General features: G+C 60.9%; 12 protein-coding genes. 7 read left to right on the top strand and 5 right to left on the bottom strand.

Features of this window, described 5'->3' with window-relative positions; translation table 11 throughout:
* The first annotated feature begins 124 nt into the window (after positions 1–124).
* From MUM_RS0131515 to MUM_RS0131490, 6 genes are all read left to right on the top strand, one after another.
* Positions 125–427, top strand: a complete 303-nt coding sequence (locus MUM_RS0131515) for a DUF3649 domain-containing protein (protein WP_010176946.1) — start codon at positions 125–127, stop codon at positions 425–427.
* On the top strand, positions 424–1,998 hold the full coding sequence (locus tag MUM_RS0131510; RefSeq protein ID WP_010176945.1) for a PepSY-associated TM helix domain-containing protein: 1,575 nt from the start codon (positions 424–426) through the stop codon (positions 1,996–1,998). Before MUM_RS0131515 ends, MUM_RS0131510 begins: the two co-directional genes overlap by 4 nt.
* Complete coding sequence (locus MUM_RS0131505) at positions 1,999–2,325, top strand: DUF3325 domain-containing protein (RefSeq protein ID WP_010176944.1); 327 nt, start codon at positions 1,999–2,001, stop codon at positions 2,323–2,325.
* An 8-nt stretch (positions 2,326–2,333) separates the two neighbouring features.
* Complete coding sequence (locus MUM_RS0131500) at positions 2,334–2,897, top strand: RNA polymerase sigma factor (RefSeq protein ID WP_029616181.1); 564 nt, start codon at positions 2,334–2,336, stop codon at positions 2,895–2,897.
* Positions 2,894–3,883 (top strand): FecR family protein, encoded by a 990-nt coding sequence (locus MUM_RS0131495; protein WP_010176942.1) that lies wholly within the window; start codon positions 2,894–2,896, stop codon positions 3,881–3,883. The genes MUM_RS0131500 and MUM_RS0131495 overlap by 4 nt, the downstream gene beginning before the upstream one ends.
* A gap of 273 nt (positions 3,884–4,156) precedes the next feature.
* Entirely contained in the window at positions 4,157–6,397 is a 2,241-nt protein-coding gene (locus MUM_RS0131490; protein WP_010176941.1) for a TonB-dependent receptor, read from the top strand.
* A 151-nt stretch (positions 6,398–6,548) separates the two neighbouring features.
* On the opposite strand, the gene MUM_RS0131485 is transcribed toward MUM_RS0131490, so the two are convergent.
* Positions 6,549–6,899 (bottom strand): glutaredoxin family protein, encoded by a 351-nt coding sequence (locus MUM_RS0131485; RefSeq protein ID WP_003212747.1) that lies wholly within the window; start codon positions 6,897–6,899, stop codon positions 6,549–6,551.
* The gene (yejK, locus tag MUM_RS0131480; protein WP_010176940.1) at positions 6,899–7,903 is read right to left on the bottom strand and encodes a nucleoid-associated protein YejK; all 1,005 of its coding nucleotides are present in this window, start codon (positions 7,901–7,903) and stop codon (positions 6,899–6,901) included. Before yejK ends, MUM_RS0131485 begins: the two co-directional genes overlap by 1 nt.
* 397 nt (positions 7,904–8,300) lie before the next feature.
* Between yejK and MUM_RS0131475 the strand changes: the two genes are divergently transcribed.
* Complete coding sequence (locus tag MUM_RS0131475; RefSeq protein ID WP_003212743.1) at positions 8,301–8,582, top strand: HU family DNA-binding protein; 282 nt, start codon at positions 8,301–8,303, stop codon at positions 8,580–8,582.
* Positions 8,583–8,646: 64 nt separating this feature from the next.
* Here the strand turns inward: MUM_RS0131475 and rlmF are convergent, their stop codons facing one another.
* The 3 genes from rlmF to MUM_RS0131460 form a co-directional block, all read right to left on the bottom strand.
* On the bottom strand, positions 8,647–9,669 hold the full coding sequence (gene rlmF, locus MUM_RS0131470; RefSeq protein ID WP_010176939.1) for a 23S rRNA (adenine(1618)-N(6))-methyltransferase RlmF: 1,023 nt from the start codon (positions 9,667–9,669) through the stop codon (positions 8,647–8,649).
* A gap of 247 nt (positions 9,670–9,916) precedes the next feature.
* Positions 9,917–12,763 carry a valine--tRNA ligase gene (locus MUM_RS0131465; RefSeq protein WP_010176938.1) on the bottom strand — a complete coding sequence of 949 codons (2,847 nt, stop codon included), beginning with the start codon at positions 12,761–12,763 and terminating at the stop codon, positions 9,917–9,919.
* Between the two features lie 103 nt (positions 12,764–12,866).
* Positions 12,867–13,271 carry a hypothetical protein gene (locus MUM_RS0131460; RefSeq protein WP_029616180.1) on the bottom strand — a complete coding sequence of 135 codons (405 nt, stop codon included), beginning with the start codon at positions 13,269–13,271 and terminating at the stop codon, positions 12,867–12,869.

Here is a 13,271-nt window from a genome sequence, read left to right as displayed (position 1 = left end):
AACAAGAATTGTTCGCATTGTAGGGCGAGTAGGACGGTTCGGCAATTGCCAGGGATGCGTTCTCTTTTGCTTATGAGAATATTTATCATTAATATTGCGCACTGACGAACCTGGTGCCCTGTGCATGAAACGCAAAACCTCACTTCCCGTGTCCTACCGTCTGGCCGTGACTTCTCGCGTGCTGGCAGCGGTGGTCGGCGGTTACCTGCTGGCCTCGCTGGCCAGCGTGTGCATGACGTTGTGGCTGCCCACCGGCCGCGCCGATGCAGTGATCAGTGGCATGCTCAGTTCGTTTGTCTTCTATCTGTTGGCGGTGATCTGGTGTTTTGCCTGCCGTACCGCCTGGCGTGCCTGGTTCGGCGTGTTGCTGCCCAGCGCTATCCTGGCCACATTCGCCGGGTTGACGTATTGGATGGCGCGCACATGAAAGAGGGCTTTCGCCAGGCCATGGCCTGGTTGCACACCTGGGCCGGGCTGATTTTTGGCTGGCTGCTGTTTGCGATTTTTCTGACGGGCACCTTGTCGTATTTCAAAGACGAAATTACCCATTGGATGCAGCCCGAAGTGCAGGCGCATCCCGTCGACGACGCCCGTAGCCTGGCCGCCGCCCAAACGTATTTGCAGCAACAGGCGCCCAACGCCGCGCGCTGGTTTATTACCTTGCCGAGCAGCCGTGAGCCGGGTTTGTCGGTGATGTGGCAAGACAAGGTCGACCCAGGCAAGCGCGGCAACTTCGTCGAAAAACTCCTCGATCCCGTCAGCGGCCAGCAGGTCCAGGCCCGGGAAACCAGGGGTGGCGAATTCTTCTACCGCTTCCACTTCCAGTTGCAAATGCCGTATCCGTGGGGTCGCTGGCTGTCGACTATTGCGGCGATGGTGATGTTGGTGGCGTTGATCACCGGGATCATCACCCACAAGAAAATCTTCAAGGACTTCTTCACCTTTCGCCCGCGCAAGGGCCAGCGCTCCTGGCTCGACGGCCACAACGCCGTGGGTGTGCTGGTGCTGCCATTCCACTTGATGATCACCTACAGCAGCCTGGTGATTTTCATGAGCATGGTGATGCCGGCGAGCATCCTCGCTTCTTACGGCAACGACACCCGGGCGTTCTTCAATGATGTGTTCCCGGCCACCGACAATGCGCCGGCCCTTGGCCAGCCGGGGCAGTTGTTGCCGTTGGGCCCGATGTACGAACAGGCGCGCGAGCAGTGGGCCGGCGGCCATGTCGGACGGCTGGTGGTGAATAACCCAAGCGACGTGAATGCCTCGGTCAATGTGTTCCGCGCCGGGTCGGATCGCGTGGTGCACGACTTTGGCAGCACCGTCTCATTCAACGGCACCACCGGCGAGCTGTTGCGGGTCAGCGGCGAGCAGTCGTTGCCGGCGGCGATCGGCGGCAGCTTCTACGGCTTGCACATGGGCCATTTCGCTGGCCCGGTATTGCGCTGGTTGTATTTCATCTGCGGCCTGGCGGGCACGGCGATGATCGGCACCGGGCTGGTGATGTGGCTGGGCAAGCGTCAGCTCAAACACACCAAAACCGGGGTGATGCCGTTTGAACTGCGGCTGGTGGACGTGCTGAACATCGCCAGCATGTCGGGCTTGATGATCGCCATCGCGGTGTTTTTCTGGGCCAATCGTCTGTTGCCGGCAAGCTTTGTCGGGCGCTCGGACTGGGAAGTAAACGCGTTCTTTATTGCCTGGGGCTTGAGCGTTTTGCACGCCATTGTCCGCCAGGGGCGCCGCGGTTGGGTCGAGCAATTGAGCGTGGGCGCGATGTTGTTTATCGGTGTGCCGGTGCTCAACGCATTGACCACATCGCAGCACTTGGGTGTGTCGCTGGCCAACGGCGACTGGGCCATGGCCGGTTTCGACCTGACGTGCCTGGGCAGCGGCGTGTTCCTCGCCTGGGCTGCCTGGAAAATGCAGCACCGCCGCATCGCCCAACCCAAGGCCGAACGCGCCCGGCCGTTGACCCTCAAGGGCGAGGTGAACTGAATGCTGTTGGCGCTGCTGCTGTGTTACGCAGGGTTTACCGCGTTGTGCCTGTCCATGGACCGCCACCATGGCGAACTGCTGCACAGTAAACCCTCGCCCCGTCGGCGCCTGGTTTTGCGCGTGGGCGGGTGGCTGCTGCTGATCGTGTCGATCTGGCCGGCGGTGCGCGCGACTGGCTGGAGCCAGGGTTTGGTGGAGTGGTGCGCGGTACTGATGCTCAGCGGGTTGCTGCTGGTGTTGCTGTTGCCGTATCGGCCAAGGCTGGCCTTGATTCTGGCGGGCGTCGGCCTGCTGGCCAGCCCGGTTGCGGCCTTCGCCACCCTTTGAGTTCATCCTTGATGATCACCACGCCACCCGAACCCAACGAACAGCACGCAGACGCGGCAGGCGGGCGGGCGCATTTTCTGCAGGTGTTCCTGTCCCAGCGTTCGCAGATGGAAGCCTTGGTCAGCCGTCGTGTGGGTTGCCGTGCGACGGCGGCGGACCTGGTGCAGGATTTGTTCCTGCGTTTCTGGCGCCGGCCGCTGGTGCAGGTCGAGGAACTCAGCACCTACCTGCTGCGTTGCGCGGGCAATATCGCCATCGACCACCTGCGCAGCGAAGGCGCCCGGGTGCGCAGCAGTGAAGGCTGGCTGCCCGAGCAGCAAGACAACCAGGGTTCCGAACCCCAGGCCGCGCTGGAAGCGGGCAATGACTTGCGCCATGTCGAAGCGGCCTTGCGCAGCCTGCCGGAACGTACCCGGCAGATTTTCCTGCTCAACCGCATCCATGGCCGCAAGTACGCGGAAATCGCCAAGGCCATGGGGCTGTCCCAAAGTGCCGTGGAAAAACATATGATGCGTGCCCTCGAAGCCTGCAAGGCCAGCCTTCGCGAACCATCGCCAAGGAAAGCACCGTGAATTCCACTGCCAGCGTCACCCCGACGCCCGACCAGGAACAGGCCGCACTGGCGTGGCTGAGTCTGTTGCACGACCAGCCCAGCAGCGGCGACCAGGCCACCTTCAGCCGTTGGCTGCGGGCCGACCCGGCGCATGTGGAGGCCTACGCCCAGGCCCAGGTGCTGTGGGAATTGAGTGAAGTGCCGGCGAGAAAGTTGGCCGGTGAGGACGCCTTGGCGTTGCAGGGCTACTTGAACGCGATGAACACCTCGAAGCGCTCCGGTGTGCGGCGCTGGTCCGGCGCGCTGGCGATGGCCGCCTGCCTGCTTGTGATGCTCTCGATGGGGGCCGGGTGGCAGCCGTCGCGCTGGGTTGATGACTTCGGTGCCGATTACGTCACCGCGCCGGGGGAGGTGAAGACCGTCACCCTGGCCGACCAAAGCCAGGTTACTCTGGACGCGGACAGCGCCATCGCCGTGGATTTCAAGCATGGCGAGCGCCATGTCCAGCTGCGCCGTGGCGCCGGCTTTTTCAGCGTGACCCACACCGGCGAGTCCTTTGTGGTCGAGGCCGGCAGTGGCGAAGCGCGGGTGCTGGGCACGCAATTCGAAGTGCGCCTGCAGCCGGCGGGCGCCCAGGTGACGGTGTTGTCCGGGCGGGTCGGCGTGACGCCGTCCAAAGATGGCCAGCAACAGATTCTGACGGCCGGCCAGCAAGTGGCCTACGCCGATGGTGTCGCCGATGAGCTGCACGCGGTCGACAGCGAATCGCGACTGGCCTGGCGTGACGGTTGGCTCAATTATTACAAGGCGCCCCTGGCCGATGTGGTGCAAGACCTCGGTCGTTACTACCCCGGGCGTATTCTCCTGCTCAATGACGACCTCGCCGCCCGGCGTGTCAGCGGCAGTTTCCCGAGCAAGGACCCCCAGGCGGTGCTCAATGCCCTGCAGGCGGTGTTGGGGTTCGAACAACATTCGCTGCTCGGTCGGATGATCGTATTGCGCTAGATACAGAGCGCTACGCTGCAATGGCGTAGCGCTGTCATTACTTGCACCGATTTCCCTTGAAAATCCCCCTGCCTTGGCACATCCGTGTTTGCGGACCTTTCATTTAACCTTCATCGCAATCGCCAAAACCTGTAACCAAATCGTTACGTGATGCACGGATGATCCTCGGATTCCTGAGCAGGTGGTCAGGAAGATTGGCGGCGCTGTTCACCCGGCCGAAATCGCCAATACCTCCCCCATAACAACAGATAGATGCATGTAAGGGATCTACTCGTGACCTACAACAAACTCTATGCCCTGCTTTTAGCATCGGGCCTGGGCGGCTTTGCGCCGCTGGTTTTGGCAGACGACTCCCAGGACGTCGGTTCGGTGCACGTCGCCGGCGAACGTACCCTGGGTACCGGCCACATGATTCAGGAAGAAAGTGCCAAGGCCCGGTCCACCGTGACCAAGGAAGCCATGGACGAAATGTCCCCGACGGCCAACGCCATCGACAAGCTCAAGTACACGCCGGGCATCAACGTTTCCAACGATGACGCCAGCGGCATGAGCGGCACCAGCTTCACCATGCGCGGCATGAACTCCGACCAGGTCGGGGTTTCCATGGACGGCGTACCGATCAACGACTCCGGCAGTTATGGCGTGTACGCCAACCAGTTGGGCGACCCGGAAAACGTCGGCGAAGTGTTTGTCACCCAGGGTTCCTCCGAAGCGGACGGCCCGCACATCGGTTCCAGCGGCGGCAACATCGGCATGGTCACGATCCGGCCGACCAAAGAGCCAGGGTTATTCGTCAAGCAGTCCATGGGCTCGAACAACCTGACAAAGTCCTTCGCCCGCATCAACACCGGCGACCTGGGCGGCTTCAAGACCTGGGTGTCGGCCTCTCACACCGAGGGCGACAAGTGGCGCGGCAAGGGCACCCTGCGCGGCGACAAGGTGGAGTGGAGCACGCTGTTCGAAGACGACAACGGCAACACCAGCAACTTCACCATGAAGTACAACACCCAGGAAAACTACAACTACAACACCCTGAGCAAGAGCCAGTTCCAGCAACAGGGTCGCCGTCTGGATTACGCGGAAACGCCGGTCTACAAGAACGGCTTGCTGTCGTCCTCCTACAAGCTCAACCGCAACCCGTTCGAAAGTGTCATGACCACCTTCACCCAGCGTTGGCGCCTGCGTGATGACCTGGCCCTGACGGTTGCGCCTTACTACTACTGGGGCAACGGCGGCAGCTTCAGCGGCCAGACCGCGACCAACCTGGGGCCGAAGTCCGACAAGGCCGGCAACTACGACCTGAGCAACCTCAAGTCGGCCAACTACTATCGCCCCTCGTGGACCGAGACCTGGCGCCCTGGCGTCACCGTCAAAATGAAATGGGACATCAACGAGGAGCACAGCCTGGACTACGGCTACTGGTACGAGCGCGCTCGCCAGCGCCAGACCCAGCCGTATATCGGGATCAACAGCGAGGGGGCACCGGACGACGTCTGGGGCGATTACAACAGCGGCGGCCAGGTGGTCGACAAGAACGGCAAGACTGTCCAGGGTCGTCATCAATACACCGTCACCCCGGCCCAGAAACTGTGGGTGCAGGACAGCTGGCAAGCCACGCCAGACCTGAGCTTTGTCGGCGGCCTGGCGTACCAGTACGTCGAGCGTGACGGCGACAACCTCGGCAGCCTGTACGACAAGCCGGAAAAACGTAACGCCCGCTACCATCAGTTCCTGCCTAACTTCAGTGCCAAGTACCAGGTCGACGAGAGCAACCAGGCGTTCTACAACGTCACCCGCAACATGCGTACCCCGCAGAACTACGTGCTGTACAACAAGGGTGACTCCCTCAACCTCAACCCCGAGTTGAGCTGGAACCAGGAGCTGGGCTGGCGCTACACCGAAGAGAAAATGGCCCTGAGCGCCACCCTGTTCTACATCACCTTCAAGGACCGTCAGCTGTCGACCACCGACTTGAACGGTGACTACGTGATGGCCAACGTGGGTGACGTGACCAACAAAGGCCTGGAGCTGGAGTGGAGCGGCCTGCTGCCGTACAACTTCAACTATTACGCGTCGTACACCTACACCAAGTCCGAGCAGCAAGACGACTTTGTCAGCAAGAACGTACTGTTGCCGACCAAGGGCAACCAGTTGGCCAACGTCCCGGAGAACATGTTGAACCTGGTATTCGGGTATGACGACAAGCGCTACTACGGCAACATTGCCGGCAAGTACGTCGGTGCGTTCTACGGCGACTTGACCAACAACGAGAAAATCTCCGGGCGCACGGTGTTTGACCTCAACGCCGGTATTTACCTGCCGGTGGACAAAAAGGTCTTCAAATCGGCCGCGCTGCGGTTCTCGATGCTCAACGTGTTCGACAAGGAATACCTGAGCTCGGCGCGTACCGTGTCGTTCAACTCGGCGCCGGTGAATGGCCTGGCGGCCAGTTCGGCGTACTACAACGTGGGCGAAGAGCGTACGGCGATGGTTTCCCTGGAGGCCAATTTCTAAGCCCCACACCTTCCTGGGTGGGAATGGGCTTTTGTGGGAGCCGGGCTTGCCCGCGATGCAGGCGCCTCGATCAGTCAGTTGCACTGGGGTGATGCTATCGCAGGCAAGCCAGCTCCCACACAAGCCTGTTCCCACACTGGGTGGGGCTGGATTACTTCAAGGCCGCCATGATCGCTTCCGGGTTGTAGTCCCGAATCAGCGTGCCGTTCACGTCCACAAACGGAATCCCGCCACCCCCCAACGCCTCGTACGCCTTGCGCGCCTGGGCGTCCTTCTCGATATCAAACGCCTGGTAGGGAATCCCTTTGGAATCCAGAAAGCGCCGGATCTGTTTGCAGTAGCCGCACCACTCGGTGGAATACAGCACCACGCGCGCCGCTGCGCGTGTCTGCTCCGGCACTACCTGCGAGGGGTTGAACAGCCGCTCGATCTTGCCCCAGTTCTGGAAAACCACCACAACCAGCAATACCAGCAGGACTTTCTTCAGAACCCCGCCCAGCATCAGTTGCGACGCTTGAGCTGGTCGGTCAACTGGGTCGGCAGGCCCTTGATGATCAAGGTGCCGGCGGCTTCGTCGTATTCGATCTTGTCGCCCAGCAGGTGCGCTTCAAAGCTGATGGACAGGCCTTCGGCGCGCCCGGTGAAGCGGCGGAACTGGTTCAGGGTGCGTTTATCCGCCGGGATTTCCGGCGACAGGCCGTAATCCTTGTTGCGGATGTGGTCGTAGAAGGCTTTTGGCCGCTCTTCGTCGATCAGCCCCGACAGCTCTTCCAGGCCCATTGGCTCGCCGAGCTTAGCCTGGCTGCTGGCGTAGTCCACCAGGGTCTTGGTTTTTTCGCGGGCGGACTCGTCCGGCAGGTCTTCGCTTTCCACAAAGTCGCTGAAGGCCTTGAGCAGGGTGCGGGTCTCGCCCGGGCCGTCGACGCCTTCCTGGCAGCCGATAAAGTCACGGAAGTACTCCGAGACCTTCTTGCCGTTCTTGCCCTTGATAAACGAGATGTACTGCTTGGACTGCTTGTTGTTCTGCCACTCGGAGACGTTTATCCGCGCGGCGAGGTGCAACTGGCCCAGGTCCAGGTGGCGCGACGGGGTCACGTCCAGTTGGTCGGTCACCGCCACGCCTTCGCTGTGGTGCAGCAGGGCGATCGCCAGGTAATCGGTCATGCCCTGTTGGTAGTGGGCAAACAGCACGTGGCCGCCGGTGGAGAGGTTGGACTCTTCCATCAGCTTTTGCAGGTGTTCCACCGCGATGCGGCTGAAGGCGGTGAAATCCTTGCCGCCGTCGAAATATTCCTTCAACCAGCCGCTGAACGGGTGCGCGCCGGACTCGGCATGGAAAAAGCCCCAGGCCTTGCCTTGTTTGGCGTTATAGCTCTCGTTGAGGTCGGCAAGCATGTTCTCGATCGCAGCCGACTCGGCAAGCTCGGAGTCGCGGGCGTGGAGAACTGCGGGTGTGCCGTCGGGTTTTTTGTCGATCAGGTGGACGATGCAATGACGGATCGGCATGGGCTTCTCGGCTGGTTGAAGGGGAGTGGTGAGGCTCCCGGAAAAAGTCGCCAGTGTACCGCACCCGCTGGGGATGGCGCTGTTCGGAGGGCATTTTGGGCACCCTCCGACGGTCCATATGCCTTTTTTTCACGGTTTAGAGCGATAAAGCTGACCAAATGGGTATGTTGAGGCGGATATTTCCCCGTCTCTGTGCTAGTTTTGCCCCGTCTTACGCGCAGTCTGGGCGTTAAGCGTGCATTCAGCATTTGTCAGGTCGAACCAAACCCGGTTTCAGGTATCTATAACCCCGATCTTCGTGGTTATAGCCCTTGGGTGCCAGGCCTTGATGGCAGGGCTCGATGGCTGACACTGCACTCTGCAATCCAAATGAATTTGATAGGGAAGGAACACCACAATGGCTATTACTAAAGACCAACTGATCGCTGATCTGGCTGAAGCTGTAGACGCACCGAAAACCACCGTGCGCGCTCTGCTGGACCAACTGAGCCAGATCGTTGCTGATCAGCTGGAAAACGGCGGCGAAATCACTCTGCCAGGCGTTGGCAAACTGAAAGTGACCGAGCGTCCTGCCCGTACTGGCCGTAACCCTTCGACTGGCGCTGCCATCGAAATCGCTGCCAAGAAAGTTATCAAGCTGGTTGTGGCCAAAGGCCTGACCGACGCTGTTAACAAGTAAGACGCAGCAAAAAAAACCGCGCTCCGGAGTGATCCGGGCGCGGTTTTTTGTTGCCCGCGATTTATCAGTCTTTACGCGCCCAACGCTGGCGCCACACCTGTTGCTCGCTCGGGGTCTGGAAGGTCCAGGCGACGAAGCGGCTTTGCTTCTGGCCCTGGGACATCTCCACCACCTGGCTCTCCAGCACACCGGCTTTTTTCAGCGCAGTCTGGATCGCCGGCAGGTTCGACGCCTTTGACACCAGGGTGCTGAACCACAGCACTTTATGCTGGAAATGCGCGCTTTCAGCGATCAGCTGGGTCACAAACCGCGCTTCACCGCCTTCACACCACAATTCGGCCGACTGGCCACCGAAGTTCAGCACCGGCAACTTGCGTTTCGGATCCGCCTTGCCCAGTGCACGCCATTTACGCTCGCTGCCCTTGGTCGCTTCATCCATGGAGGCGTGGAAGGGCGGGTTGCACATGGTCAGGTCAAACCGCTCGCCCGGCTCCAGAAGGCCCAGCAGGATCTGCTTGGGGTTGGTTTGCTGGCGCAACTGGATGGCCTTGTTCAGCCCGTTGGACTGCACGATCGCCTTGGCGGCGGCCACGGCGGTGGGGTCGACTTCCGAGCCGAGGAAGTGCCAGCGGTATTCGCTGTAGCCGATCAACGGGTAGACGCAGTTGGCGCCCATGCCGATGTCCAGCACCTTCACCGGCGCACCACGAGGGATCACGCCTTCGTTGACGCTGGCCAGCAGGTCGGCAAGGAAGTGCACGTAGTCGGCACGGCCCGGGACCGGTGGGCACAGGTAGTCAGCCGGGATGTCCCAGTGATTGATGCCATAGAACGCCTTGAGCAACGCCCGGTTGAACACCCGCACCGCGTCGGGGCTGGCGAAGTCGATGCTTTCCTTGCCGTACGGGTTGATGATCACGAATTGCGCCAGTTCTGGCGTGGTCTTGATCAGCGCCGGGAAGTCGTAACGGCCCTGGTGGCGGTTACGCGGGTGCAAGGTGGCCTCTTTCCGCGGAACGACGGGCTTGGCCGGGGTCGTGGATTTTGGCTTCTTGCGCGGTGCTTTGGGTGTGCTGGGGGCGGTCATGGGCTGCGTCGATTCTGGGGTTGTTTCAAAAGTGGCGGGTATTGTCACACATTCCTTGGTCGAACTCGGTCAAATGTGGGAGCTGGCTTGCCTGCGATGCAGGCGACGCGGTGTACCTGTCGGACCGAGGCGACGCCATCGCAGGCAAGCCAGCTCCCACAATGATCGGGTTTCCAAAGAGAAATAGCAGTGTTCTGCGGGCAAAAAAAAGAGACCCGAAGGTCTCTTTTTTCACACGGGTTGCCCCTTACAGGCTGGAAATCCGTGCGTGCTGCTCGGCCAGCTTGCCCAAAGCCTGTTCGGCTTCGGCCAGTTTGGCGCGTTCCTTGTCGATGACTTCAGCCGGGGCCTTGTCGACGAACGCGGCGTTGGACAGCTTGCCGCCCACCCGCTGCACTTCGCCTTGCAGACGCAGGATTTCCTTGTCCAGGCGCGCCAGTTCGGCACCTTTGTCGATCAGGCCCGCCATCGGCACCAGCACTTCCATCTCGCCCACCAGAGCGGTGGCGGACAGCGGTGCTTCGGCGTCTGCGGCCAATACAGTGATCGACTCCAGCTTCGCCAGCTTCTTCAGCAGCGCATCGTTCTCGGTGAGACGGCGTTGGTCTTCGCTGCTGGCGTTCTTCACGAACACCGCCAATGGCTTGCCCGGACCGATGTTCATCTCGGCGCGGATGTTGCGCGTGCCGAGCATCAAGGTCTTGAGCCATTCGATGTCGCTTTCGGCGGCCTCATCAATGCGTGCTTCGTTGGCCACTGGCCAAGGCTGCAGCATGATGGTCTTGCCGTCTTTGCCAGCCAGCGGCGCGAGGCGCTGCCAGATTTCTTCGGTGATGAACGGCATGAACGGGTGCGCCAGGCGCAGGGCCACTTCCAGTACGCGGACCAGGGTGTGACGGGTGCCGCGCTGACGTTCGATCGGCGCGTTCTCGTCCCACAGCACCGGCTTGGACAGTTCCAGGTACCAGTCGCAATACTGGTTCCAGATGAACTCGTACAGGGCCTGTGCTGCCAGGTCGAAGCGGAACTGGTCGAGTTGACGGGTCACTTCGGCTTCGGTGCGCTGCAACTGGGAGATGATCCAGCGGTCCGCCAGGGACAACTCGATGGCCTCGCCGTTCTGGCCGCAGTCTTCGCCTTTATCCAGCACGTAGCGCGCGGCGTTCCAGATCTTGTTGCAGAAGTTGCGATAGCCTTCGACGCGTCCCATGTCGAACTTGATGTCGCGACCGGTGGACGCCAGCGAGCAGAAGGTGAAGCGCAGGGCGTCGGTGCCGTAGCTGGCGATGCCGTCGGCGAATTCGTCGCGGGTCTGCTTCTCGATCTTCTTCGCCAGTTTCGGCTGCATCAGGCCCGAGGTGCGTTTCTGCACCAGGGTTTCCAGGTCGATGCCGTCGATTATGTCCAGCGGGTCCAGGACGTTGCCTTTGGACTTGGACATCTTCTGGCCCTGGCCATCACGTACCAGGCCGTGCACATACACGGTCTTGAATGGTACCTGCGGGGTGCCGTCGTCGTTTTTCACCAAATGCATGGTGAGCATGATCATCCGGGCAACCCAGAAGAAAATGATGTCGAAGCCGGTCACCAGCACGTCAGTCGGGTGGAATTTCTCGAGGAACTCGGTTTTTTCCGGCCAGCCCAAGGTGGAGAACGTCCACAGGCCCGAGCTGAACCAGGTGTCCAGCACGTCGTTATCCTGTTGCAGCGCCACGTCCGGGCCGAGGTTGTGCTTGGCACGCACTTCGGCTTCATCGCGGCCAACGTAGACCTTGCCCGACTCGTCGTACCAGGCCGGGATCCGGTGGCCCCACCACAGCTGACGGCTGATGCACCAATCCTGGATGTCGCGCATCCACGAGAAGTACATGTTTTCGTACTGTTTTGGCACGAACGCGATGCGGCCGTCTTCCACGGCAGCAATCGCCGGCTCGGCCAGAGGTTTGGTGGACACGTACCACTGGTCGGTCAGCCAAGGCTCGATGACGGTGCCGGAGCGGTCGCCTTTCGGTACTTTCAGGCCGTGGTCGTCAACGCTCACCAGCAGGCCGGCAGCGTCGAAGGCAGCAACGATCTGCTTGCGCGCTTCAAAACGGTCGAGGCCGGCGTATTCGGCCGGGATCTTGCCGTCGATGCTTTCGTTCAGCGTGCCGTCGAGGTTGAACACTTGGCAGGCCGGCAGAACGGCGGCGTTCTTGTCGAAAATGTTCAGCAGCGGCAGGTTGTGGCGCTTGCCGACTTCATAGTCGTTGAAATCGTGGGCCGGGGTGATCTTCACGCAGCCGGTGCCGAATTCAGGGTCGCAGTAGTCGTCTGCAATGATCGGAATGCGGCGGCCGACCAGCGGCAGCTCAACGAACTTGCCGATCAGCGCCTGGTAGCGCTCATCGTTCGGGTTAACCGCGACAGCGGCGTCGCCGAGCATGGTTTCCGGGCGGGTGGTGGCGACGATCAGGTAATCGTTGCCTTCGGCGGTCTTCGCGCCGTCAGCCAGCGGGTATTTCAGGTTCCACAGGAAACCTTTCTCGTCGTGGTTTTCCACTTCAAGGTCGGAAATCGCCGTGTGCAGCTTGGTGTCCCAGTTGACCAGGCGCTTGCCGCGGTAGATCAGGCCGTCTTCATGCAGGCGCACGAAGGCTTCTTTCACGGCTTCCGACAGGCCGTCGTCCATGGTGAAGCGCTCGCGGCTCCAGTCGACGGACGAACCCAGGCGACGGATCTGACGGCTGATGTTGCCGCCGGACTGATCCTTCCATTCCCAGATTTTCTCGAGGAATTTCTCGCGACCCAGGTCGTGACGGTTCTGGCCGGTGGCTTCCAGTTGGCGTTCCACCAGCATCTGGGTGGCGATACCGGCGTGGTCGGTGCCTGGCTGCCACAGGGTGTTGCGACCCTGCATGCGGCGGAAACGAATCAGGGCATCCATGATCGCATTGTTGAAGCCATGGCCCATGTGCAGGCTGCCAGTGACGTTCGGTGGCGGAATCATGATGGTGTAGGAATCGCCCGCGCCTTGCGGAGCGAAATAATTCTCGGACTCCCAGGTCTGGTACCAGGAAGTTTCAATAGCGTGCGGCTGGTAGGTCTTATCCATGCGCGGCGGGACCCTAGTTGGCATTAATTCAGGAAAGCCGGCAAGTATAGCGGGGGAGGGAGCGCAGGGGTAGGAGCGAGAAAGCCCGCTCCTTTATGGAAGCTCAGTTCTGATACTGGCTCAACAACCGCTCCATGCGCGCATCCAGCCGGCGCTTGATCTCGGTTTCGATATGCGGGGCAAAATCGTCGATCACGTCTTGCATGATCAGTTGCGCGGCGGCGCGCAGTTCGTTGTCCAGGTGCAGCAGCAGGGCGTCGGGGGCTTTTTCGGCGGCAGGTACGGCAACAGCCGCAGCGGGCACAGCTTGCACCACGGGCGTTTCGACAGGTTCCGGCGCCACGGGCTTGCCACCGACCATATCGAATAGCAAAGGAATTTGGACGTCACCGTTGACCGCATCGGTCAGCAGCGGTGGTTGCAGGTCATCATCACCGAGCAGTTGGCGGATCGACTCAAGGTCATCCAGCAAGTGGTCAGAGTCTTTTAGCGGGTTTGGAGTATCCAT

It is taken from the genome of Pseudomonas sp. PAMC 25886 (assembly GCF_000242655.1).
Lineage (GTDB): Bacteria > Pseudomonadota > Gammaproteobacteria > Pseudomonadales > Pseudomonadaceae > Aquipseudomonas.
Note: the sequence above shows the minus strand (reverse complement) of the source record. Positions and strands in the feature narration are given on the sequence as shown.